The sequence below is a fragment of the Paraburkholderia tagetis genome, from assembly GCF_022213065.1.
Lineage (GTDB): Bacteria > Pseudomonadota > Gammaproteobacteria > Burkholderiales > Burkholderiaceae > Paraburkholderia > Paraburkholderia tagetis.
The window spans coordinates 210,462-234,497 of sequence record NZ_JAKLJA010000007.1 but is presented as its reverse complement, the minus strand read 5'-3'; the positions used below and the strand labels follow the sequence as shown (position 1 = coordinate 234,497).

Genomic DNA, 24,036 nt, shown 5'->3' with positions numbered 1-24,036 from the left:
CGGGTCAGCGGTTGACAGAGCGGGCGGGAACGAGGAACACGAGCAAGGCGCCCAGCGTCACCGCCAGTGAGATGAAAACGAGGCCGGCGGTCGATTTCCCGGTGAGATCGTTGAGCCAGCCGACGATCGCCGGCGAAAAGAACCCGGCGAGGTTGGCAAAGCAGTTCACGGCGGCAATGCCCGCGGCAGCCGATACCCCACCGAGCAGTGCGGTAGGCAGCGACCAGAACTGCGAGGACGACACGAGAATGCCGGCCGATGCGATGCTCAGGCAGACGATCGACGCCCCCACGCCGCCGAGCATGGGCAAGGTCGCGAAGCCGGCGGCGGAGACGAGCATCGGAATCGCGAGGTGCAGGCGGCGCTCGCGGCGGCGGTCCGCACTCATGCCGATCAACGGCAGCGCGACAATGGCGCAGAGGTAGGGAATCGCCGTGAAAATACCCACCCAGAGCGGATCGGCAACGCCCGACTTGCGGATGATGGTGGGCAGCCAGAACGTCAAGCCGTATTGACCCAGCACCACGCAGAAGTAGATCGCGGCCATGAGCCACAAGCGCCGGTCGCCAACGAACGCCCGGATCGAGAGGTGGGCGGTGCGGTGTGCGTCGTCGCCTGCCACGTTGCGCTCGAGCAGCGCCTTTTCGGTGTCCGTGAGCCACTTCGCGCTGGCGATGCCGTCATCGAGAAACAGCAGGATCGCGACACCAAGCACGAGCGACGGCAATGCTTCGAGCACGAACAGCCACTTCCAGCCTGCCAAGGCCATCGTGCCGTGCAACGCGTGCAGGATCGCGCCGGAAAGCGGCCCGCCGACAATGCCCGCCAGCGGAATCGCCATGAAGAACAGCGAAAGCGCCTTGGCGCGGCGCGCCGACGGGTACCAGTAAGTCAGATAGAGAATCACGCCCGGCGCGAAGCCCGCTTCGGCAACACCGAGCAAAAAGCGCAGCGCGTAAAAAGCCACCGGCGATTTGACGAACACGAAGCTCGCGGAAATGACCGCCCACGTCAGCATGATCCGCGCCAGCCACCGGCGCGCGCCAACCTTGTGAAGCACGAGATTGCTTGGCACTTCGAACAGAAAGTAGCCGAGAAAGAAAATGCCCGCGCCCATGCCATACACGGTTTCACTAAAGCGCAGATCATTGAGCATCTGCAGCTTCGCAAAGCCCACATTGACGCGGTCCAGATACGCGCCCAGGTAGCAGAGCATCAGGAACGGAATCAGCCTGCGGCTCACCTTTGCATAAGTTCGGGCTTCGAAAGTCGACGAATCGCTACGCGCGGGTGCGTCGCCAGCCTCGCCCACCTTGCCCGCGACGAGCGGCGCACTGTATCGGGTCTTCATGGTTGTCTCCTGCCACGGCCCCGGGTGGTCCCGGGTGCCTGTCAATACCTGCCGCGCGAGCGCGGCGCTTCGGGTCAGCGCGTCGCGGCCTCAGTGGATGAGCATGCCGCCGTTGACATCCAGTGTGACGCCCGTCAGGTAGCTCGACAGGTCGCTCACGAGGAAAAGGCACGCATTCGCGACGTCGGCCGCGTCGCCGAGCCGGCTGAGCGGAATGCCCTTGATGATGTCGGCACGCATCTCGGGCGTGAGCTTGTCGCCCGTAATGTCGGTCTGGATCAGTCCAGGTGTGATCGAATTCACGCGGATGCGGTTCGGACCGAACTCGCGCGCCATCGCCTTGGCGAGGCCGAGCACGCCCGCCTTGGCGGCGCTATAGTGCGGGCCGCCGAAAATGCCGCCGCCGCGCTGCGCGGAAACCGACGACATGCAAACGATGCTGCCGCCGCTCTGGTCCTTCATGACCGGAATCACCGCCTGAGACATATAGAGCGTGCCGCGCAGGTTCACGTCGACGATCGCGTCGAAGTCCTTTCCGCTGATTTCCAGCGTCCGCACCGGTTGCGTAATGCCCGCATTGTTGATGAGGCCGTCGATGCGGCCAAAGTGTTCGAGCGTCGCGCGCGCGGCCTCGACACAGGCGGCCTTGTCGGTCACGTCGCAGGCGAGCCCGAGGTGCCCCGCGCCGAGATCGGCAGCGGCGGCCTGGGCGTCTTCCTTGCGCAGATCGAGAATCGCAATGCGTGCGCCTTGTGCAGCCAGCGCCTTCGCCGTGGCCTTGCCGATTCCGCGCGGCGAGGCCGCTCCCGTCACGATGACGATCCGGTTCTCGAGCAACATGAGTTGTCTCCTGAATGTTGATTGATTGGTGACTCAAGTGTCAGCGCACAGAGCCGCCGCATCAACGCGGAAACGTTCAACGATAGCTGAGAAAAATTCAGATGGAACCGGCGCCCCCCCGGTACACACGCGCGCACACACACACACGCGCGCCGGCGTAGCCGCGCGTTTAGCGGCGCGCCGGCTTGCCGGCGGCTGCCTCGCGCTCCATCCAGGCGAGGAAGCGCTGGACACGCGGCAGATCGGCATTCTGCGTCGGGTAAACCAGATGATGCGCGCCCACTTCGACCGCATGGCTGTCGTCGAAAACCGGCACGAGCAATCCGTCCCGGATTTTTACCGAGGCGAGCATGAGGCTTTCGAGCGCAATGCCCAGACCCAGCACGGCGGTCTCCAGCGACATATACGAGCGATCGAACGAAAAATCGAAAGTCTTGCGCGCCGCTGGCACACCTGCCCTGCCGAACCATTGTTTCCACTGGACGAGCGGCGTTTCAGAAAAGATGAGGCGATGGGCCAGCAGGTCCTCCGGCGTGCGCACCGGATGCTGCTCAAGATACGCGGGGGAAGCCAGCGGCGCGATGAATTCGCCGCGCACGGTCTTCACTTCGAGGTTGTCCCAGTTGCCGTAGCCGTGGCGAATGTCGATGTCGTAAAAGCCGTTGGAAAACGAAACGTTTTCATACGAGCAGGCCAGGTTGAGCTGGATGTCGTCATTCGCCTGCTGAAACGACGAAAGCCGTGGCAGCAGCCACATGAGGCCGAAGCTCGGGCTCGAGTGCACACGCAGGATATCGAGTTCCGCGGGGCTCGACGCGCGTTCCGTCGCGCGGCTCAGGTCCGCGAGCGACCCTGTCACATCGGCGAGATAACGCTGGCCCGTCGGCGTGAGGACGAGGCCTCGCCCCGAACGCTGGAACAACGGCTGGCCGATGATCGACTCGAGATTGCTGAGCTGATGACTCACCGCCGAAGCGGTCAGTCCGAGTTCTTCGGCTGCGCGGTTCACGCTTTTCGTCCTGGCCACGCTTTCGAACGCGATGATTGCCTTGAGCGGCGGAATACGCATAGTGAAATTTTTTCAGTTGCGGGATCGCCATGCGCCTGGCGCGCGCACGACTGCACAGGAGACAGCCATGCATTATCCGCATTTCCGTTCAGCCGTGCGAGACGGCCCGCGCCCGAGTGCCCCGAGTGCCCCGAGTGCCCCGAGTGCCCCGAGTGCCCCGAGTGCCCCGAGTGCCCCGAGCGGGCTGATGCCCCTGCGATCTCGCATGGCACACGGGCATGCCCGTCGATCGCTCGATGCGTTCAAGGCGATTACCAGGGGGTTTTCCCCAACGAAGCGGCGGGCGCTCTTTCATGACAATGCACAGCGCGTTTACCGCCTCTGACACCTTAGCCGATCACCGCGAGACGGTCTGCCGCCCTGACGGCCTGCCCGTCTGCCGGAAGGACGGGAGGGACAACCGAAGCTCGCCGCTGGTCGATCCGGAAATATGCCGCGGCCTCGGTCAGTCGGCTCCCCTGCTCCTGGAGCGAATGCGATGCCGCTGCCGCTTCCTCGACAAGCGCCGCATTCTGTTGCGTCACTTCGTCCATCTGCGTGATCGCCTGATTCACCTGTTCGATGCCGCGGCTCTGCTCGATAGATGCCGCTGCGATCTCTCCCATGATGTCGGTGACGCGCGAGACCGCCTGCGTGACATCGGCCATCGTCTTGCCCGCCTCGCTCGCGAGAACGGAGCCGCCCTGAATCTTCTCTACCGACGTGGCGATCAGTTCCTTGATCTCCTTGGCCGCGCTGGAGGAACGTTGCGCCAGACTTCTCACTTCGCTTGCGACCACCGCGAAGCCACGACCCTGCTCGCCGGCGCGCGCAGCCTCGACCGCTGCATTGAGTGCGAGAATGTTCGTCTGGAATGCAATACCTTCAATGATGCCCGTAATGTCAGCGATCTTCGACGAGCTATCGCTGATGTCGTTCATCGTGACAACGACCTTTTGGACAACTTCGCTGCCCTTTCCCGCTACCTCCGATGCATTGGCTGCAAGCGCACGTGCCTGCTGCGCGTTTTCCGCGTTTTGCTTCACTGTCGTAGTCAGCTCCTCCATGCTCGCGGCCGTTTCTTCGAGCGATGCAGCCTGCTCTTCGGTACGGGACGACAGATCCTGATTGCCCGACGCAATTTCACCCGATCCCGTCGCAATCGCATCCGTCGCCGTCTGAATGCGCAGGACAATGTCGACCAGGCCGTCGCGCATCGTCTTGACCGCGAACAGCACACTCGAACGATCATTTTCTCGCGCGGTGATTTGCTCGGTCAGGTCGCCGCGCGCGATATGGGTCGCGACGTCAGCGAGATGGCTGGGTTCGGTTCCGAGTTGGCGCAGCAATGTACGCGTGATCCACGTACCGAGCAGCACGACGATAACCAGCGTCGCCCCGCTGATCATCATGAGACTGACTCGCGCCGACGTGATCGTCGCCTGAGCTTGCGCTGCGCCTGCTTCCCCAAGCTTCACGTTATAGGCGCGATGCTCCATAAGCGCGTCGTTTGCTCTCTTCGCGGCATCCATGAAATTCTGCAGGGCTTCGCCATCGATCTGGCTTCCACTGCTATTTAGAGAGCTTGCTGTGAGCCGCTCCAATGCTGCGTCGAATTCCGCCAGACGCGCGCGGTCGGCGGAGAGTAATTCCCTGTCTTGTTGATCTGCCAGAAGCGGCTCGTATTCTTTCAAATGCGCGTCAACACCTGCGCGCCCTTCCTTCACCGCTTGCTGCATTCCGCTCCTTTTAGAAGGATCGGATGTAAGCAACGATTCGTATGTCTTGGCTCGCATCCTGATGAAACTGGCCTGTACATTGTCCAGCGCCATGAGGCTGGGAACCACATTGACCTGGGCGAACCCGGCCGTATCGTGCACGTGATCCATTTGCAGCAACCCCGTCGCCGTAATAGACAACAAACCCGTTGCCGCAACCAGGATTAAAAGGGCGAGACGTTTACCCACCGTCAGTGCACCGAGCCATTGCATTTTTCTTCTCCTTCGATTCGTTCCGCGCGCTGAGGTAGCGGCTTTTTTTTAAAACGCTTTTTCTATAGCTGACGAAAACGGCTCGCCCACTCGTTCCGCCAGCGCGGCAATTCCTCCACCGCCATCGGCCGACCAATGAAATATCCCTGCGCGCGATCACACGCCAACTCTCGCATATGGTGCCAGTCGTTGGCGTTTTCGACGCCCTCGGCAACCGTGGTCATCTTTAGCTGCTTTGCCAGCGACAGACTCGCCCGAACGATAGCGTCGAGCGATTCGTCTGCGTATGACCCGTGAATGAAGCTGCAATCGATTTTTATCTCGTCATACTGGAAGTCACGCAGTTGCGCTAGCGATGCGTGGCCAGTTCCGAAGTCGTCAATCGCTAATCCGATCCGCTTCAGCTTGAGTCTTGTCAGAATGTCCAGTGAGGACAGTTGATCGCCCACCAGTCTTCGTTCCGTTATCTCCATTGACAGCCTCGATAGCGGAAACCCGGCGTTCGCCGCTGATGCAGCGACAAAATCGGGGAAGTCCAGTGCATTGAGATTGTCCATCGACAGATTGACGCTCAGACGCAATTCGTCGCCAGGAAGCTGGAGCCCGGCGATCTCGCTCAATGCCGACGGCAGGACTTCACGCACGAACTCGTCGACAAGCCCGTGTTGCTCAACAAGTCCGATGAACTCACCGGCGCTGACGATCCCGTCACGCGGATGCCGCCACCGCACGAGCGCTTCCACGCCTGCCACCGCGCCTGTTGCGAGCGAGACCTGAGGCTGGTAATAGTTGACCAGCTGCCCGGTCCGGATGGCCGACACGAGATCATCCAGCGGGTATTTCGGTCCCGCCTCCGAACCTCTTGCCTCCCTCGCTCCTTCAGCCCGGCTCAAGTGGTCTTTCAATTGTTCACGTGTTGCCGGTTTCGGAAGGGCACCCAGCACGTTTAACCCGTGTGCCCGTGCCAGTCTTTCCGCGCTTCGAAGGATCCGTGGATCCTCGCCGCTGACGAGAACGAGGTGGCCTTCGTAGCGGGCACCGGCAAGGCGCCGCACGAACTCCACCCCATCCATTTCCGGCATCTGCAGATCCGTGAACACGACATGGGCACCGGGGCCGCCTGTATCGAGCATCGAAATCGCATCTTGTGCACGCTCGAAGGTGTGTACTTCATAGCCGAGCAGCGATAACTGGCGCGCCAGTACTTTCAGTACAAACGGTTCATCGTCGACGACAATGATTCTTCGTTTGCCCGTGCCCTCACCGGATCCGGTATTTTCAGGCTCGCTCAATTTGCATCTCCATACAGGAAGCATTACGCAGGCGTACCCGCTGGCAGGAAGTTCCGCAGCTTGTCGAGCAGCCTGGTTTTATCAAGCGGCTTGACCAGAAAATCCGTTGCGCCGGCCTGAAGGCTTTCGACGACAACCTGCCGCTCGCTATGTCCCGTAACCATGACAATTTTTACTTCCGAGAAGTTTGCGATGCGGCGAATACGCCGGGTCAACTCCACGCCACTGATATCGGGCAGGCCGACATCCATCAGCACCAGGTTTGGGCGACGTTGCCACATCAGCGCCATGGCTTCCGATCCGCACGAGGCAAATTGCGTCACGAGGTTCTGGCCGGCCAATAACCTGGCAATCAGCTTTTGCTGAAACTCGTCATCCTCGACAACCAGCACGCCAGGGCGCACCTTTTGCGAAAGCTTCAACACCTTCCGAACGGGCTCCAGTTGCGCCGCAAGCTGCTGCTCCATTTGCGGCGCCCGCTGTTGCAGGTCTGCAATTGCGGTCGATATCGCGCGGATCAGCTTCCCGAAGGTTTCGCCCCCCCTATGCTCGGGTCCACGAAGCGCGTTGGGCAGGTCGGCTCGCGCGCCTGCGTCTGGCACGCCATCGAGTGCGCCGTTCATGGCTTGCTCGGCTTGCCTGACCGTCATCCCGACGATGTCGAGCTCGTGTCCAAATTGCGCAATGCTTCCCCGCAGATCCTGCTCGAGCGAGCCCAGGGCGCCCGCCTGCATCGCCAGTTCACTGACCGTGACCGGCGCGAGCGCCTTCTCCTTCAGCCGGCGCATTGCATGGTGAACCGCCATTTTGAGCCGCGGGGCATCGTTGGTAATGGGCCAGAAGAGCACGTAGTCGTCGAACCGTTCGTCCCTGCAAAGCTCGTACGCACGCCATACCTCGCCCTTGCCGCAAAGTATCAAGGTGCGATGAGGCGCCTCATGCACGACTGCGCTCAGGCGCCCCAGGTCTGCGTAGTAGCGCTCGCAGGCGTCCAGCGTATCGAATGCCAGGATCAGTACCGCCGGCCGGTGTGTTTCGAAGTCCGCTACCGCGTCTTCCGGCTTGACTGAAAGCGCAACATTCTGGAATTCGCCGGAGAGAATCGATGCCACCAGTTCGGCATCTGCAACCGAACCGGTTGCAACGAGGATAGGCGCCTGAGACGGCAAAAAATCGATGTCTAACATGTCGTTGAATGATTATTTCTGATCCGGTTCCAGCAGCCTGGTGATTTCGCTCTGCACCGCGTCGACCATCACCTCGAACTCCGCTACCCACGCCCTCAGGCGCGCCGCATCTGCGGTCTTACCCATGTCTTCCAGGCGCGCACAGAGTTCGCCGAGCCCCAGCGCCCCCACTGAACGCGACGACGACTTGAGCTTGTGAGCGACAGCGCTGGCATCACGGCCGCGACCCGCCACGCAGTGTTCTCTCAACTCGACGGACAAACGCTGGATGGATGCAAGGTAGTCCTCAAGCAGTTCGCGAGCGACGTCGGGGTCGTCACCGACCACGCTGTGCAGGACCGTCAGGTCGACTGCGGACGAAGACCGCGCCACTTGCTGGGAGATTGTCATGTCAGGCGTCACGGGTGGTTCAGGCTCGGCGAGATGCTGATCAAGAACCGCTTTCAGTTGGTCGAGCCGCAGGGGTTTCGTTAAATAGGCATCCATTCCCATGGCGATGGCGCGCGTTGCCTCGCCCTGGATGGCATTGGCGGTGAGTGCAATGACAGGGCATGGCGTATCGCGCTCTTGCGCCCTGATTGCCGTCACCAGTTCGTATCCATCCATTTGAGGCATGTGAAGGTCGGTGAATATCAAGGCATATCGATGCTTTCGCCAGAGCGCCAGGGCCTCTGCACCATTATTCGCAATCTCCGCAACGTGACCGAGAATTGCCAGTTGCTTCAATATGACCTTCTGGTTCACCTCGTCGTCTTCTGCGACCAGGATCAGATGCCCCCGTTCGCGGGCCTCCTCGACCGTCAGGGCCACTTGCTTGCCGGCACGGCTGCGGGAAGCCGGACTCTCCCGGTGGCTGATGACCTGCGATCGCCCGAGAGCCAGACTCGCAGCTTCAAGCAGCGATCGCCGCTGCAGACCGGTTGCACCGATCCTGACGACACGTTCTCCGGCACGTTGCAGCGCTCCCCTCAATCCAGGTTTCACCCACACCTGCGCCAGCGGCGCCGCGCCCGTGTCGCTCGGGTACGACAACTGCGCCGTGTCGTCCGCGTCTGGATCCTCCCGCACGAACAGGCGCGCACCTGCCGAAACCGCACTTTCCTGCCAGCCCGTGTCCAACACAGCCTCATTGAGAATGATCGCACCAGCCCGCTGCAGCCACGCTGCCGCACCATGGCGGTCGTAACAGTCGCCCGTGAGCACACACTGCACGCCATGCAGATCCGGCAGATCGACGAGCGGCGCGCACGCCGGTTCATTGAACTGCAGGGTGACCGCGAATGTCGCGCCCTTTCCTTGCGCGCTGACCACGGAAATCTTTCCGCTCATCATCTCGACGAGCCGCCGACTGATGGCGAGCCCCAGCCCTGTACCACCGAACCGGCGCGTCGTCGAGGCTTCTGCCTGAGTGAACGGCATGAACAACTTCGACGTCACTTCCGGCGACATGCCGATACCGTTGTCTGCCACACTGAAAATCAGTTCGAGCGGATTGCGCGAGTTCATCGCAACATTGACCAACACCATTCCTGCCAGCTCCGGCCGCCCTCCTGAAAACTTGATGGCATTGCCGATCAGGTTATTCAGCACCTGTCGCAGACGGGTCCCGTCAGTCACAACATACTCAGGCACGTCAGGCTGCACGACGAGCGAGAGTTTGACTCCGCGTCTGCCGGCTTCAGTCAACATGGAATGACAGACACTTTCAACCAGATCGACGAGCGCAACATCCGTGAATTCGATGTCAAGTTTCCCCGCCTCGATCTTCGAAAAATCGAGAATGTCGTCAATGATGACCAGCAAGGAATGGGCAGACTGACGGATGGTCGAAAGCATGTCGGCCTGGTCGTCGGCAAGCTCGGTCTGCGCGAGCGCTTCGGTCATGCCGATGACCCCATTCATCGGAGTCCTGATTTCGTGGCTCATCGCGGCGAGGAAGGCACTCTTGGAGCGGGATGCGCTTTCAGCCTCGTATCGCGCATGCTCGAGTTGCTGTGTCGCAACCCGGCTGTCGGTTACATCACGCGCCGTCGCATAGACCATGCCGTCAACCAGTGCCGCCTTCCAGGCGAGCCAGCGTATCGATCCATCGCGGCACAGATACCGGTTTTCGAAATAATCGATGAAACCGCCCTGGCTCCGCTCAATGACTGCCAGGGTGGCTGCGCGATCGTCAGGATGGACGAATTCGATGAAGGGTCGCCCGGTCAATTCCTCATACGACCAGCCCAGCACCCTTGAAAACGCCGGGTTGACGCGCCTGAAATGGCCTGTTGCGTCGACCAGGGCAATCAGATCCAGGCTGAGGTCGAAGAATCTGTCGCGCTCTGTTTCGGCCCGCTTGCGATCGGTGATGTCGGCCAGCATGACGAGCGCACCTGGCTTGCCGTCGACTTCATAGGGAACGGCGGTGACCTCTCCGATAAAGGTCGTACCGTCGAGCCGCCGCCACTTTTCCTCGATCGTGGGCGCCATCTCGCCGTATTGCTCCATGCGCGCGATCCGCTGCGCGACGACCGGGATGCTCTCGGGGTGCAGGAAGTCGAAAGGCGATCTGCCGAGAACCTCATTGGCGGCACGCGCGCCCAGCATTTCGAGGGCATGCGGATTGGCGAATTTGATGGTCTTGTTCTCCCCCAGAATCACACCGTAGGGAAGCATGCCGATCAATTGCCGGTGGCGTTGTTCGCTGCGAATCAGTGCCTGTTCGCTGATGTACTCCCGCGTGACATCCCGCAAGACCACAACAACGCCCAGCGCATCCCCGCGCGCGGCTCGCGCGGGCGCGATGCTGATCGCAATTTTGCGCTCGTCCTTGCTTTTGGTGACAAGTGCACGTGTTTCCGCCAGACGGAACAGGTGCCCCGATCTGATCACCTCATTGATCGGAAGCGGCGCATCCTCGCAGGTTGCAACGTTCCTGATGCAGAAGATGTCCTGATAGTGTCGGTCAATGACATCGTCCTGCTTGTGACCCACCATGTCCTCGGCGGCAGGATTGAAGCGTTTGACCCTTCCCTCCCGATCGATGACGATCACGGCGTCGCCTATGGCACTCAGCGTCGCGTCGAGGTCACGTTCATTGTCCCTGATGCCCGTCTGGGCCGTGACATCCCGAATGAGTACGATCGTTTGTGAAGGCGCGTCCGCCCGGCGTTCGATCCGCAGTTCGTACACGACCGTCTCGGGTACCGCCATCTCGATGGTCTCGCAGACCATACCTCCAGCCGGCTCCCCCCTCAACAAAGCGGTCAGGCGGCACGCTTTGGCAGCCCGGTCATCGCTTTCATCGCGGGCCAGCAGCGCACGCACTACGTCGTCGGCTGTCGCGCCTGTCGTGACCTCCTTGTCCCACTCGAGCAACGAAAGCAGACTCGGGTTGTATCCGTCGATGCGCCCCTCCACAGAAAAGCCAACGACGGCGTCCGGTATTGTTCTGAACAGCGATTCGACACGCTTCGCTCTTTCGATTTGCAAACGGTCGCTGTCGCGCTCTCGCTGCAAGGCATCCCGCATCTGGCGCGAGAGCCGCGTTCTGTAAAATTCCGCGACCACGATCAACAGGCTCAGCACGACGCCGGCTATCGCAACGACCAAAGCCCGCGTCCAGTGGATCGCGAGGTAGTCGGAGACCGAGAATCCCACGACAACGGCAATCGGATAGCTGTGTAGCACCCGATATGCCGTTACACGGCGAACCCCGTCAATCCCGCTCGCCCTGGCAAACGAGCCTGCGGTGCTCTGGCTCAACGCGCGGCGGAGGGGACTGCTGTCCGGCAAGGGCATATCGACAATGGTTGACGCCCCAACCCGACGCAAACGGACCGTCTTGTCGGCGATGCCGATGACTTCCACCAGACCGTGATTGCCTATACGCAGCGCATCATAAAGGTCGGTCAGATACGCTGGCGCCATTGACACCACGACGACACCCAGAAAATGGCCGTGCATATCGTCGATCCTGCGTGACAGCTGGATGGATGGCTTGCCGCTCACCCGCCCGACTACTGCTTCCCCGATATAAAGCTGCGTTGAGCGGTCATGGACGTGTACCCGGAAATGGTCGCGATCGGACAGATCAACGGGTTTGAATCCCGGGACCGTGGACGCTCGCAGGATTCCGTTCCCGTCGATAACCGATATCTGCACCACGCCATCGGGCTCGACGAGTCCAGACGACACATATTCACGCAGGGGAATGTTGACGCCCTCGCGTCGCACGTGCCAGGCAATGGTGGCCGCGATTTCGTCTGCCGCGCGCAGGGAACGGTCCGTATTGCTGGCTAACACGTCCGCCAGTGCCTGCGCCTGCAATACGGCACGAGACAACTCGGCCTGGCGGTCCCAGGCCATGCAGGTAATGAGGGCGGCCCAGAGAGCAATCAGCAGCGCGGTGAAAGCGCGACTCTCCTTTTGACCCGTTACCGGTCGTGCCTTACGTTCATCCAAAGGAGACGTCATTTTCGGTATGGTGCTTGACATGTTGTGACGAAGCGGCTCGCGGTCTCCTTTTTTCGCAATTGATGACCAGCACGAGACTGGCGCGCAACGCATGTATGTTCCGGGCCGCGCCAGTTCTGTATAACGTCTTCCTGGCGGAAAACTTTAGGGGCTTGAGGCTCGCCAGCCAGGCGCATGGCAGACATGAAGCGCGCCGAAAAATCCAGGGGGAGTGGTATTCTTCAGCAGATTGACCAGCTGCCGGGGGAAAGATGAAAAAGCAACCAGATGCAGAGGCGGTCATTACCTCGATTCGTGCACCATACCGCTGGTTGATCAGGCCGGAACGCGCCCCGCTCATCGAAAAGGCGAAATATGATGCGTTCCGTACCGAACTCCCTTTTCTCTATGGGATCCTGATCGCGATTGCGTGCGGACTGGCTCTCACCCATGTCCGATACGCGCCCTCCTGGCTGGCGATCTATCTCCCCCTGCCCCTGGGCGCGGCCTGTGTCGTCCGGATGGTCTACTGGTTACGGACAACCGGTTGGCGTCGTCCGGCGACGTCAAGCGGCAACCCGGTCCGAATCCGGCTCGGCCTGGGAGCGGTCCTCGCATTCGGATTCGCTTGCTGGGCGTTGGCACTTTATCCATACGGCGATGCTCTCGCAAAGAGCAATGTCGCGGTCGGGGTGTTCGGGGCAGCGGTTGGCTGCGCATTTTGCCTTGTCTACATGCGCGCGAGACCCGTGGTCGTCACCATTGTCGCCCTTGCTCCGTTTGCACCGTTAATCCTCTTCTCGCTCCTGAACGGCGAGTACGCATCGACGGCGATCGCGATTGACCTGGTTCTCATGGCTGGCGCACTGGCCTTTGTCTTTCGCGGCTACTATGCCAGGCTCGCGCAACTGATCCGGTCACAGCAAAGACTGGCAAGAAGGCGCGAATGGGCCGCGCGGCTCGCCGAGGAAAATTTTCGCCTGGCGAACGTCGACGCCCTGACCCTTTTGCCAAACCGGCAGCGCTTTTTCCTGGACCTCGATGCACTGCTCCAGGCCCGGAGTGGCGACCGCTCCGCATTTGCAGTCGGCCTGCTTGAGGTCGACGGCCTGAAACCCCTCGATCATCTTTTCGGCCGCGAATTCCGGGATCATGTCCTGAAAGAAGTCGGGCGGCGGCTGTCTCTGCTGGCGAATCCCGATGTGATCATCGCCAGGGCTGGCGATCGGACGTTCGGACTGATCGTCCGCGGCAATGTCATGGACTCCCAGTTGCGCCAGATGGGGACCATGATCCGGTTCCATCTGGAGCAGCCCTACAATGTCTCGGAAAAACTGGCCCGCCTGTCTGTGTCGGTTGGCTTTGCCGTGTATCCGGAGGCGGGGGCCATCGCACAGCACCTGTACGAGCGCGCGGAATTCGCCCTGCAGCATGCGAAAACGGTACGACGCGGTGACACGGTCGTATTCGAGCAGGGCCACGAGAAGGCGATCAGGCGCGAGAGCGAAATTGAGCATCATCTTCGGCGGGCCGACCTCGAGAAAGAGCTATCCGTCCATTTCCAGCCAATCTTTGACGTCTCCTCGAAAGGTATCGTCGCTTTCGAGGCACTTGCCCGCTGGAAAAGCCCGGTGCTAGGTGTTATTCCCCCCACCGACTTTGTGGCGGTCGCAGAGCGCACCCATCTTATTCACGCCCTGACGGGCGTGCTGTTGCGAAAGACGCTGGACGCCGCGTCGGCATGGCCCGCTCAGATTCGTGTTTCCTTCAACCTGTCTGCGCGTGATCTCAGCTCGCCCGGGGCGATTGACACGATCATTGGCATTGTCCTGGCAAGCGGGATTGCCGCGCACAGAATCAACTTCGAAGTCACCGAAACGGCCCTCATCAACGATATCGATCGCGCTGGCGAAGCACTGCTCGCGCTCAAGCGCACGGGCGCGCATATCTATCTGGACGATTTCGGGACTGGCTACTCAAATTTAAACTACATCCACCGCTTGCCTCTCGACGTGGTCAAGATCGATCGCAGCTTCATTGCCGATATCGCCGAGCAGGAAAGCGCCCGGATCGTCGTCCAGACGATCGTCGATCTGTGTCATCGCCTCTCCCTCGACTGCATCGCAGAGGGCGTGGAGACGGCATCTCAAGTGAATGTGCTTGTGCGGGCGGGCTGCAGTGTCATGCAGGGGTATTTCTTCGGCAGACCCATCGGGGGATCCGACGTAGTCGACTCATTTCTCTCGAATGGATTCCTGAACGAGTTCAGCGGGCATCATTCATAGAGGGGCGATGCGCGGAAAGCGGCGATGATAGCTCGCGACCGCGCATGGCAGAAAATAGTAGGCCACCGAAGGCACGCAGGCGACGGTCACATGCCCCAGTCGACTTGCGTGCCAGCGCGACCTTCTCAGGTTTCGTATTTGAACGATACGGATACCCGGGCGCGATATTCAACCACCTTGCCATTGTCGATTTTGACGTCGAGCTTGCACACCTCGGCGATGCGCAAGTGACGGAGCGAATCGGCTGCCGTTTCCACCGCATTTTTCGCCGCTTCCTCCCAGGAGGTCGGGCTCGTTCCGATGATTTCCGTAACCTTATAGACGCTGGGATCCGTGCTCGTGCTCATGGTCTTTCTCCGCGTTGAGATGTGCAATGGTCCAGCCCGCGCATGGCGCGTGCCTCACGGGCCAGCCCCGCGCGAACGTTGCGCGGAACGACGCTGGCGTCGAAAAAAATTCCATAGCATCGCCGTCGCGTCAGGACCTTTGCCGGAATGAAACGCTTCACGCGGGTCGCCGCCGCTCCATGCATGACCCAGACCTCGAACGAGGCAAACTCTCACGACGAGCCGCCTTGCCCTCAGATAGTCCGTATATTCGACCGCATCCCGGCTGTATGTCCGTTGCTCGCCCACGCGCAGCGCGCCTTGTGCATCGATCAACCGGTTGAGCCATGCGAATTCGACCGCGAGTTGCGCAGCGTTGCGCTTCGAAACAACTGCATCGAGTTCCCCGTGAACAATAATGGCCGGCATGCCCGGATGGCTGACCAGGTCGACAGCCTTCTCCATGAGATGCAGCGGATCTTCGCGGCTGCCGCCACGCATGATGCGCATCGCGCTCATGGCGGAGTTAGCGGCGCCAAACACGGGGCCCGAATGCAGACCGACGGCGGCAAATAGCTCCGGATAGTGAACGGCGAGAACGGCGGCGAGACCGGCTCCCGCCGAGATTCCTGCGAGATACACGCGCTCGCGGTCGAAGCCATGCTCCCCGGCGATCTTCTCGACGAGCGACGCAACGGCCGGCGCCTCGGAGTGCGCCAGACTCTCGTGCCAGTGCCAGCAGCGGTGCGCGTGCGCGGTCTTTGCCTGCTCTGGAATCAGCACCGCAAATCCGGCCCGCTCGGCGAGCCGGCAAATACGGGTGCCAGCAGCAAACGACTCGGCGGTCTGCTTGCAACCATGCAGCATGACCACGAGCGGTTTGTCCGCGCAGGACGTCACGGTGGCCGGAAGATACAACGCGTAGGTGAGATGGTTGACGAGACGGCCGGCCAGCGCAGGCGCGGAGTGAAACGAGCGTATCCACCGACCTGCCGCGCGCGTCAGAAGCGGGCGCCCAGCGCGCGGTTCGCTAATACGCTTTGGCGCGGGCGGACGAGTGGACCTGAGCGTCGTCGGCTTGGGCGCGATCGCTTTCTTCTTCTGCCGTCCTCCCCTCTGGCCGAAGAGCAACTCGACACCTCTGAGCCAGAGGCTGGTTTTTTTCCTTGGCATGGGCAAGTGCTGTAAGCGGTCGATATCGACTTGGTGACGCGGCGCACGGGAAGGCCAGCAGCCGAATGCGCAAGTTGCGCACCAGCGCGGAGCTTCGCCGTGAAATGTGTCCAGCCATTTCACGCGGGCACTGATTGATGTTCGAGGCGTTGACCGCACGCGGCGACCATTCAAGCGTTACGCGTAATGGCTACAACGCAGCACCCCGCGCCGCGCGTGACCGCTAAGCGTGACTTCCGTACATCGACGGGGATCGGTGCGTTTGATATCTTCACTTTCGACAGTTGTATCGCGCTCGCATGACATTCTGCCCTTGGACACACTAGCCATGTGTCCATTGACCTGAGCCCGTCATATCGCCCTGGTATGACGGGCTCCTTTTTGCGCGGGCTTAACGCGCTAGCAGAACCTCAGGGGTTCTCATGCTGCCAGGCGGTTGTGCGCGCAACCCTATGCGCGCTGCGCGACCTGCTCCGCATGTCTTCGATGCATCAAGACCGTTGAGCATGACGCCATTCCACGACCTGCCAGGCAACGAGCCCCGGCAAAAAGACGACCAGATCGCGAATGCGACGGGCGAACGCCAGTGCGATGCAGGTTTGCGGATTGAGGCCCAGCGCCGTCCCGATCAAGAGGAAGCCACCTTCCTGCACACCGACTGCGCCCGGCACGAAGAATGCAATGGAACTAAGCGCCTGCACGAGCGACTCGATCACCAGCGCCTGCACAAAGCCGGTTTTCGCACCGAGGAAATATAGCGCGAGCCACACCTCCAGCGCGGTTGTGATGCATTGAAGCGATTGCCAGATCAGCAAGTAGCGCGTCACGATACCGCGCCGATGCCACAGCGCATTGACCCGATCCTCGACCTGCTCCGATTCATCGACGAGTTCCGCGACCTTGCCGCTCGCGATGCGGTTGAAGTGTTTCGAGAGCCGCCGGAACGGATTCGCGCGCAGCACGAGCGACAGCACGACGAGCGTGGGCGCGGAAGCGGCAATGCCCCAGGTCAGGATCGGCGGCAGATGCACGGCCCCCGAACCCAGCAGCCAGGCGAGGCTCGCGCCGGCGAAGAGTGCCTGGCTGATGAGCGTGAGCTGGATGTCGACGATGAAACTCGCCAGTACCGCAGGCGGCTCCATGCCCCATGCGTGCATCATGCGAAAAGTCACGACTTCGCCGCCCACGCGAGCAACGGGCAACATGCCGTTCACGGACTCGCGAATCCAGACGAGACCCAGCACCGCAATCAGTTTCGGCTGTATGGTGCCGCGCATCAGCAATTGCCAGTCCCTTGCGCTCGCGATCATCGGCAGGACATGGGCAATGCCCGCAAGCACGAGGCCCGCTCCAGCGGCGCGCATCAGCCCGAGCACGGCTTGCAGGTCGGCATGCCAAACCAGCCAGACCGCGAGGGCCAGGCCAGCTAATGCAATCAAGGGACCTGCGAATTTCATGCCTCGGACGCCGGCCGCCGAAGCGGCGGCACACTTTCGTATAGCGTCGAGAGTTGGGCGATTTCCATCGACGTTCCTCCGCGTGCTTATGTACGTGCTTACGTTGGGCGCTGCATTGACTGTGCCCGCGGACCGCTTTCTGCATCTTCACGATAGTCATTATCCAGCGCAGCGATAATCGTTTTCCGCCGGCATGAACATCGCCTGGAGCCGCCTGCCACGGGGCGTTCCGCCCTCAAACCGGTGATTATCCATAGGGCGTCGGTGTTTTCACTCATTTGACCGCCCTGCTTGTCTCTTTGCAGAATTCGTTCAGTAAAAGAACGCGGGTTCATTACGCGAACATACGGAGAGGCAATGAGTCAACATTCGGTCGTCAACGTGCAGACGTTCATTAACGAGCAGCCATTTGGGAAATTTCAGTGGCTCGTATTTTCAATGTGCTTCGTCATCGTCTTGCTGGACGGCTTCGATACGGCCTCCATCGGCTTTATCGCGCCCTCTCTGCTGGCCGAGTGGCATCTGGGCAAGCCTGAGCTTGCTCCGGTTCTCAGCGCCGCGCTTTTTGGCCTCGCGTTCGGGTCCCTCGCTGCGGGGCCGCTTTCGGACCGCCTCGGCCGCCGCGGGCTGCTGCTCGGCGCCGTGATTCTGTTCGGCACGGCCTGCCTCGGCTCGGCCTTTACCGTCACGCTCAACACCCTCACGGTGCTGCGCTTCGTGACCGGGCTTGGGCTTGGCGCGGCCATGCCGAACGCCGTCACGCTCATGAGCGAATTCTGCCCCGATCGCCGTCGTTCAACGGTCATCAATCTGATGTTCTGTGGTTTTCCGCTTGGCGCGGCATGCGGCGGTTTTCTCGCGGCATGGATGATTCCTCATTTCGGCTGGCGTAGCGTGCTGATACTCGGCGGTGTCACCCCGCTGCTGCTTGCCGTGCTACTGGCGGCAAAAATGCCGGAGTCGGTTCGATTCATGGTGGCGAACGTCAAACCGCATGCGCTGGTCCAGCAAACGCTTGCCCGCGTCTCGCGGGCGGCTCTCGACGCCGAACGCTTTGTCCTGAGCGAGAACGCGCCCGACACGGGCCGCAGGGGCCTCGGTGTCGTCCTGTCGAAGTCGTATATCGTCGGCTCGGTGATGCTGTGGGTAGCCTATTTCATGGGGCTCGTGATCTTCTATGCATCGATCAACTGGATGCCGCTCCTGCTAAAAGACGCGGGGCTCGCTCCGAAAAGCGCGACGCTGATCTCCGCGCTCTTTCCGCTCGGCGGCGTGGGCGCGGTGCTGTGCGGGGCGCTGATGGATCGTCTGAACGCAAACCGCGTGGTCGCCATCTGTTATGCGCTAACGGCCGTGAGCGTCTATGCGATCGGGCAGCTCGCAGGCAATGTCGGCGCGCTCGTTCTGGTCGTGTTCCTCGCGGGCATTCTGATGAACACGGCGCAATCGTCGTTGCCCGCGCTGGCGGCTGCGTTGTATCCCACCGCGGGCCGCGGTACCGGCGTGGCCTGGATGCTTGGCATTGGCCGTTTCGGCGGCATTGCGGGTTCATTCCTCGTCGCGGAACTGACTCGCCGGCACTTCGGGTTCGCTGACGTCTTCTCCACCGTAGCCATTGCGGGTGTGATCGCTTGCATCGCGCTGGCGATCAAACAAATGGCCGCGCCGCGAGCGGCTGCGGCGGCCGGAACAATCGAAACCGTTGGGCACTGAATGCATGACCGCGCGAGTCCAAAGGACATGCGCGGGCAGCACGATTGACCACGCTATAGGCGCGCGCTGTGCAGGCACTTCAGCGCGGCGAGATCGATCCAGCCACACTCCTCGCCCGCGACGGTTTCCGGCAGCGGCTGCTGCGGGTCGCCCAGATGCGGCAGCACGCGCAGTGCACCGTCGAAGCACTGCGACGCCGTATAGGCATTCGTCGTGATGACGGCGGGAATACCCGCAGCACGCGCCGCGCGCAAGCCGTTCTCCGAATCTTCCAGCGCGAGACATGCGGCGGCCGGCAAGCCGATCTGCTGCAAGACCGCGTAATACACGTCGGGCGCCGGCTTTTTCACGGGTGCGCTCGATGCGTCGCACACTGCCGCAAAGCGCTTGCGCCAGGCCGCGCCGAACGGCGCACTGAGCAGCGCGTCGAGGTTGGCCGTCGTGGTCGTGGTCGCAATCGCCAGCGGCAAGCCAGCCTCGTTCGCCTCGTCGATCAGGCGCGCGATGCCCGGCCGCAGCGCCACTGCGCCGCCATACACGCGCTCGGTGTAATAGCGCGTCTTGATGGCGTGAATCGCGGCTATCGTCTCCTTCATTCGCTTGCCGTCTGTCTCTTCCGGCTCGACACAGCGCCAGTAGCGCTCGATGCGCTCCTTGCCCCCTGCCACGTTGAGCAGACGCGTGTACAACGCTTCGTCCCAATGCCAGTCGAGCCGGACTTCGGCAAACGCGGCGTTGAACGCTTCGCGATGCACCGCTTCGGTGTCGGCCATAGTGCCATCGACGTCGAATATGAGCGCCTGCATGAGTCGCCTCTCCTTGCTGTTTTCCGCCATGAACTTACGAACAGGTCACGTTGGGCGCCTACGCCTGAATGCGCGCATGCTCGGCGCGGCTGCGCAGCCCTTCGATCACGCTCCGATAGTCCGGCACACCGAACACAGCGGAGCCCGCAACGAGCGTATCCGCGCCCGCCGCCGCCACCTGCGCCACGTTATCGAGCTTGATGCCGCCGTCGACTTCGAGGCGCAGCCGTCGGCCCGTGCGCGCCGCCGCATGGTCGATGAGCGTGGCCACGGCGCGAATCTTGCCGAGCGCCGACTCGATGAACTTCTGCCCGCCAAAGCCGGGATTCACCGACATCAGCAGCACGAAGTCGAGGTCGTCCAGCACCTCGTCGAGCCACGAAAGCGGCGTGGCGGGATTGAGCGCGAGACCGGCGCGGCATCCGCGCTCCTTGATCTGATGGAGCGTCCGGTGGACGTGATCGCTGGCCTCGGGATGAAAGCTGATCGAATTCGCACCGGCCTGCGCGAACTCGCCGACGAGCGCATCGACCGGCCGCACCATCAGATGCACGTCGATGGGCAACGACGTATGCGGGCGCAGCGCCGCGCACACCATCGGGCCGACCGTGAGATTCGGCACGTAGTGGTTGTCCATCACGTCGAAATGGAGCCAGTCGGCGCCGGCCGCTTCGATCGCGCGGACTTCGTCGCCAAGGCGCGCGAAATCGGCGGACAGCAGGCTCGGCGCAATGAGCATGGGATTGAGCGCATTCATTGCGTCACCTCCGCGCGCCGTAGCGTTCGGCCATGCGTTCGAGCGCAACGGGCTTGATGCGCGGGGCTGCCCCGGCGCAGCCGAATGCGTCGAAGCGGGCCGCGCAGATGCCGCGCGCCGCCTTTTTCGCGGCCGCGAATGCCTTGCGCGGATCGAATTCCGCAGGCTGTTCCGCGAAGAGTTTGCGCATGGCGCCCGTCATCGCGAGCCGGATATCGGTGTCGATATTCACCTTGCGCACGCCGTTGCGAATGCCGCGCTGAATTTCCTCCACCGGCACGCCGTAGGTTTCCTTGATGTCGCCGCCATAACGCCGGATGATTTCGAGCCATTCCTGCGGCACCGAGGAAGAGCCGTGCATCACCAGATGCGTATTGGGAATGCGCGCGTGGATCTGCGCGATGCGGTCGATGGCGAGAATGTCGCCGCTCGGCTTGCGCGTGAACTTGTAGGCGCCATGCGACGTGCCGATTGCAATCGCCAGCGCATCCACGCCGGTACGCTCGACGAAGTCGCGCGCCTCGCCCGGGTCGGTGAGCAGCATGTCGTGCGAGAGCTTGCCTTGTGCGCCGACGCCATCTTCCTCGCCCGCCTCGCCGGTCTCGAGCGAGCCGAGACAACCGAGTTCGCCTTCCACCGAGACGCCTACCGCATGCGCCATTTCGCAGACCGTGCGCGTGACGCGCACGTTGTATTCGTAGCTCGACGGCGTCTTCATGTCTTCTTCGAGCGAGCCGTCCATCATCACGCTGGAAAAGCCCGAGCGGATCGCCATCTGGCACACGGCGGGACTGCCGCCGTGGTCCTGGTGCAGCACGACGGGAATGTCGGGATGCGCTTCGATGGCGGCGAGCACCATATGGCGCAGGTAGGGCTCGCCCGCATACTTGCGCGCCCCTGCCGACGCCTGCAGGATCACGGGACTTTGCGTGTCCTCGGCGGCCTCCATGATGGCCTGAATCTGCTCGAGGTTGTTGACGTTGAACGCGGGCACGCCGTAGCCATGTTCGGCAGCGTGGTCGAGCAACTGGCGCAATGAAATGAGTGCCATGAGAATCTCCTTGATAAAAACCCGATGCGGCCCAGACCGCGAATCAGCCTGCGCGGCGCTGCAAGATATCGACGGCGGGCAGCACTTTGCCCTCCAGCACTTCGAGGAACGCGCCGCCGCCCGTGGAGATGTAGCCCACCTCGCTGGCAATGCCGTATTTCGCAATCGCGGCCAGCGTGTCGCCACCTCCTGCGATTGAAAACGCCGGCGACGCGGCAATTGCACGCGCGATCGTTTCGGTGCCGTGGCTGAACGCGTCGAACTCGAACACGCCGACCGGTCCGTTCCAGACGATCGTGCCCGCCCGGGCAAGCTGCTCCGTCAGCATCGTCGCGGTCTTCGGGCCGATGTCGAGAATCAGATCGTCCGCTTCGACATCCTGACTATCTTTCACGGTGGCCGGCGCGCTCGCACCGAAGGTCTTCGCGCATACCACGTCGACCGGAATCGGCACCGACGCGCCGCGCGCGGCCATCAGGTCCATGATCTCGCGCGCCTCGCCGGCCAGATCCGGCTCCGCGAGCGACTTGCCGATCGGCAGCCCCGCAGCGAGCATGAACGTGTTTGCAATGCCGCCGCCCACAATCAGTTGATCGACCTTCGCCGCGAGCGTCTTGAGTATCGTCAGCTTGGTCGATACCTTCGAGCCCGCAACGATCGCCACCAACGGGCGCGCAGGCGCACCGAGCGCCTTGCCGAGCGCATCGAGTTCCGCGATCAGCAGCGGCCCCGCGCATGCGACGCTCGCGTGCCGCGCGATGCCTTCCGTGGTGGCTTCCGCTCGGTGCGCGGTGCCGAACGCATCGTTCACGTAGATGTCGCACAGGTGCGCCATTTTTCGTGCGAGCGCGTCGTCGTTGGACTTCTCGCCGGGGTTCGCGCGACAGTTTTCGAGCAGTACGACCTCGCCCGGCTCGACGTCGAAGCCGCCTTCGACCCAGTCTTGCACGAGCCGCACGTTGCGGCCGAGCCGTTCCGAAAGACGCACGGCGACCGGCGCAAGCGATTCCTCGGGCTTCAGCGCGCCTTCGCGAGGGCGTCCGAGATGCGACGTCACCATCACTGCCGCCCCGGCTTTCACGCACATTGCAATCGCCGGCAGCGACGCGCGGATACGCGTGTCCTCGACGACGCGGCCTTGTTCGTCGAGCGGCACGTTCAGGTCGGCTCGGATGAATACGCGCTTGCCGCGCAACGCGTCGCGCGCCGCCAGATCTTCGAGCCTCAGCACCGATGCCTTCATTGCGGCGCCTCCATCCACGCGAGCGTCGTATCGAGCATGCGATTGCTGAAGCCCCATTCGTTGTCGTACCAGCTCAGCACCTTGACCAGCGTGCCGTCTCTTGTGCCGCCTATTACGCGTGTCTGCGTGGCGTCGAAAATCGACGAGCGCGGGTCGTGATTGAAATCGACCGACACCAGCGGCAAGTCGTTGTAGCCGAGAATGCCCTTCAACGCCCCATCAGCGGCGTCCCGGACGATCGCGTTGACTTCGTCGACGCTCGTCGCGCGCGCGGCCGTGAAGGTCAGGTCGACCACCGAGACATTGACGGTGGGCACGCGCATCGCGAAGCCATCGAGCCGGCCGTCCAGCTCGGGAATCACGAGACCGACGGCGGCCGCCGCGCCCGTTTTGGTGGGGATCATCGACTGCGTGGCGGCGCGCGCCCGACGCAGATCCTCGTGATACACGTCGGTAAGCACCTGGTCGTTCGTATACGAATGAATCGTCGTCATGAGGCCGCGCTCGATGCCAAGCGCCGCATGCAACGGCTTGACGAGCGGCGCGAGGCAATTGGTCGTGCACGAGGCGTTCGAGACGACCGTGAACGACTGGCGCAGGACGTCATCGTTGACGCCATAGACAATCGTTGCGTCCACGTCTTTGCCGCCCGGCGCGGAAATCATCACCTTGCGCGCGCCCGCCGCCAGATGCGCGGAGGCTTTTTCCTTGCTCGTGAAGCGTCCCGTGCACTCGAACACCACGTCGATGTCGAGTTCGCGCCAGGGCAGTTGCGCAGGATCGCGCACGGACAGCACCTTGATGCGGTCGCCGTCGACCACGAGGTCGTTGCCATCCACCTCGACGGCGCCAGCGAACGGGCCGTGCACGGTGTCGTAGCGCGTGAGATGCGCGTTGATATGCGCATCGCCGAGATCGTTGATCGCCACGATGCGAATTTCGCGGGTGCGCTTCGATTCGTACAGCGCGCGCAGGATATTGCGGCCGATGCGGCCATAGCCGTTGATCGCTACATTGACAGGCATGTGCTCTCCTTGATGTCGTGAACGGGCAGCGCCCAGTTCGGTATCCTTTCT

The 24,036-nt window shown here is 62.1% G+C and carries 17 protein-coding genes and 1 pseudogene; 2 read left to right on the top strand and 16 right to left on the bottom strand.

Translation table 11 applies throughout. From position 1 onward, the window contains the following. Positions 1-4: 4 nt before the first annotated feature. From L5014_RS12330 to L5014_RS12295, 7 genes are all read right to left on the bottom strand, one after another. On the bottom strand, positions 5-1,351 hold the full coding sequence (locus L5014_RS12330; protein WP_238463898.1) for an MFS transporter: 1,347 nt from the start codon (positions 1,349-1,351) through the stop codon (positions 5-7). 90 nt (positions 1,352-1,441) lie between these two features. Continuing rightward, positions 1,442-2,191: an SDR family NAD(P)-dependent oxidoreductase gene (locus L5014_RS12325; RefSeq protein ID WP_238463897.1), complete on the bottom strand. Its 750-nt coding sequence runs from the start codon at positions 2,189-2,191 to the stop codon at positions 1,442-1,444. A gap of 169 nt (positions 2,192-2,360) precedes the next feature. Beyond that, the gene (locus L5014_RS12320; RefSeq protein ID WP_238463896.1) at positions 2,361-3,260 is read right to left on the bottom strand and encodes a LysR substrate-binding domain-containing protein; all 900 of its coding nucleotides are present in this window, start codon (positions 3,258-3,260) and stop codon (positions 2,361-2,363) included. 329 nt (positions 3,261-3,589) lie between these two features. Then, positions 3,590-5,230 (bottom strand): methyl-accepting chemotaxis protein, encoded by a 1,641-nt coding sequence (locus L5014_RS38605; RefSeq protein WP_274389348.1) that lies wholly within the window; start codon positions 5,228-5,230, stop codon positions 3,590-3,592. A gap of 62 nt (positions 5,231-5,292) precedes the next feature. Further along, the gene (locus L5014_RS12305; protein WP_238463895.1) at positions 5,293-6,522 is read right to left on the bottom strand and encodes an EAL domain-containing response regulator; all 1,230 of its coding nucleotides are present in this window, start codon (positions 6,520-6,522) and stop codon (positions 5,293-5,295) included. Between the two features lie 23 nt (positions 6,523-6,545). After that, positions 6,546-7,709 (bottom strand): response regulator, encoded by a 1,164-nt coding sequence (locus L5014_RS12300; RefSeq protein WP_238463894.1) that lies wholly within the window; start codon positions 7,707-7,709, stop codon positions 6,546-6,548. A 12-nt stretch (positions 7,710-7,721) separates the two neighbouring features. Further along, complete coding sequence (locus L5014_RS12295; RefSeq protein WP_238463893.1) at positions 7,722-12,170, bottom strand: PAS domain S-box protein; 4,449 nt, start codon at positions 12,168-12,170, stop codon at positions 7,722-7,724. Between the two features lie 251 nt (positions 12,171-12,421). On the opposite strand from L5014_RS12295, the gene L5014_RS12290 reads away from it, so the two are divergent. Then, on the top strand, positions 12,422-14,434 hold the full coding sequence (locus tag L5014_RS12290; protein ID WP_238463892.1) for a putative bifunctional diguanylate cyclase/phosphodiesterase: 2,013 nt from the start codon (positions 12,422-12,424) through the stop codon (positions 14,432-14,434). A gap of 6 nt (positions 14,435-14,440) precedes the next feature. On the opposite strand, the pseudogene L5014_RS12285 reads toward L5014_RS12290, so the two are convergent. The 4 genes and pseudogenes from L5014_RS12285 to L5014_RS12270 all read right to left on the bottom strand — a co-directional run. Next, positions 14,441-14,542 (bottom strand): annotated as a pseudogene (locus L5014_RS12285) (LysR family transcriptional regulator); the annotation flags it as partial. A 17-nt stretch (positions 14,543-14,559) separates the two neighbouring features. Beyond that, entirely contained in the window at positions 14,560-14,781 is a 222-nt protein-coding gene (locus L5014_RS12280; RefSeq protein ID WP_238463891.1) for a dodecin family protein, read from the bottom strand. A 54-nt stretch (positions 14,782-14,835) separates the two neighbouring features. Continuing rightward, positions 14,836-15,933 (bottom strand): extracellular catalytic domain type 1 short-chain-length polyhydroxyalkanoate depolymerase, encoded by a 1,098-nt coding sequence (locus L5014_RS12275; RefSeq protein ID WP_238463890.1) that lies wholly within the window; start codon positions 15,931-15,933, stop codon positions 14,836-14,838. 491 nt (positions 15,934-16,424) lie between these two features. Continuing rightward, positions 16,425-17,390 carry a lysylphosphatidylglycerol synthase domain-containing protein gene (locus tag L5014_RS12270; protein ID WP_238463889.1) on the bottom strand — a complete coding sequence of 322 codons (966 nt, stop codon included), beginning with the start codon at positions 17,388-17,390 and terminating at the stop codon, positions 16,425-16,427. 357 nt (positions 17,391-17,747) lie between these two features. On the opposite strand from L5014_RS12270, the gene L5014_RS12265 reads away from it, so the two are divergent. Continuing rightward, positions 17,748-19,103, top strand: a complete 1,356-nt coding sequence (locus tag L5014_RS12265; RefSeq protein ID WP_238463888.1) for an MFS transporter — start codon at positions 17,748-17,750, stop codon at positions 19,101-19,103. A gap of 53 nt (positions 19,104-19,156) precedes the next feature. Here L5014_RS12265 and L5014_RS12260 read toward each other — a convergent pair whose 3' ends face one another. Genes L5014_RS12260 through gap form a run of 5 tightly spaced genes read right to left on the bottom strand, consistent with a single transcriptional unit; the run spans position 19,157 to position 23,985 of the window. Beyond that, positions 19,157-19,909, bottom strand: coding sequence for an HAD-IA family hydrolase (locus L5014_RS12260; RefSeq protein WP_238463887.1), 753 nt, complete (start codon positions 19,907-19,909; stop codon positions 19,157-19,159). Between the two features lie 58 nt (positions 19,910-19,967). Continuing rightward, positions 19,968-20,666 (bottom strand): ribulose-phosphate 3-epimerase, encoded by a 699-nt coding sequence (gene rpe / locus L5014_RS12255; RefSeq protein WP_238463886.1) that lies wholly within the window; start codon positions 20,664-20,666, stop codon positions 19,968-19,970. A gap of 4 nt (positions 20,667-20,670) precedes the next feature. Further along, the gene (gene fba, locus L5014_RS12250) at positions 20,671-21,717 is read right to left on the bottom strand and encodes a class II fructose-bisphosphate aldolase (RefSeq protein WP_238463885.1); all 1,047 of its coding nucleotides are present in this window, start codon (positions 21,715-21,717) and stop codon (positions 20,671-20,673) included. A 43-nt stretch (positions 21,718-21,760) separates the two neighbouring features. Beyond that, the gene (locus L5014_RS12245) at positions 21,761-22,960 is read right to left on the bottom strand and encodes a phosphoglycerate kinase (RefSeq protein WP_238463884.1); all 1,200 of its coding nucleotides are present in this window, start codon (positions 22,958-22,960) and stop codon (positions 21,761-21,763) included. After that, positions 22,957-23,985 carry a type I glyceraldehyde-3-phosphate dehydrogenase gene (gap, locus tag L5014_RS12240; RefSeq protein ID WP_238463883.1) on the bottom strand — a complete coding sequence of 343 codons (1,029 nt, stop codon included), beginning with the start codon at positions 23,983-23,985 and terminating at the stop codon, positions 22,957-22,959. Before gap ends, L5014_RS12245 begins: the two co-directional genes overlap by 4 nt. Positions 23,986-24,036 lie beyond the last annotated feature (51 nt).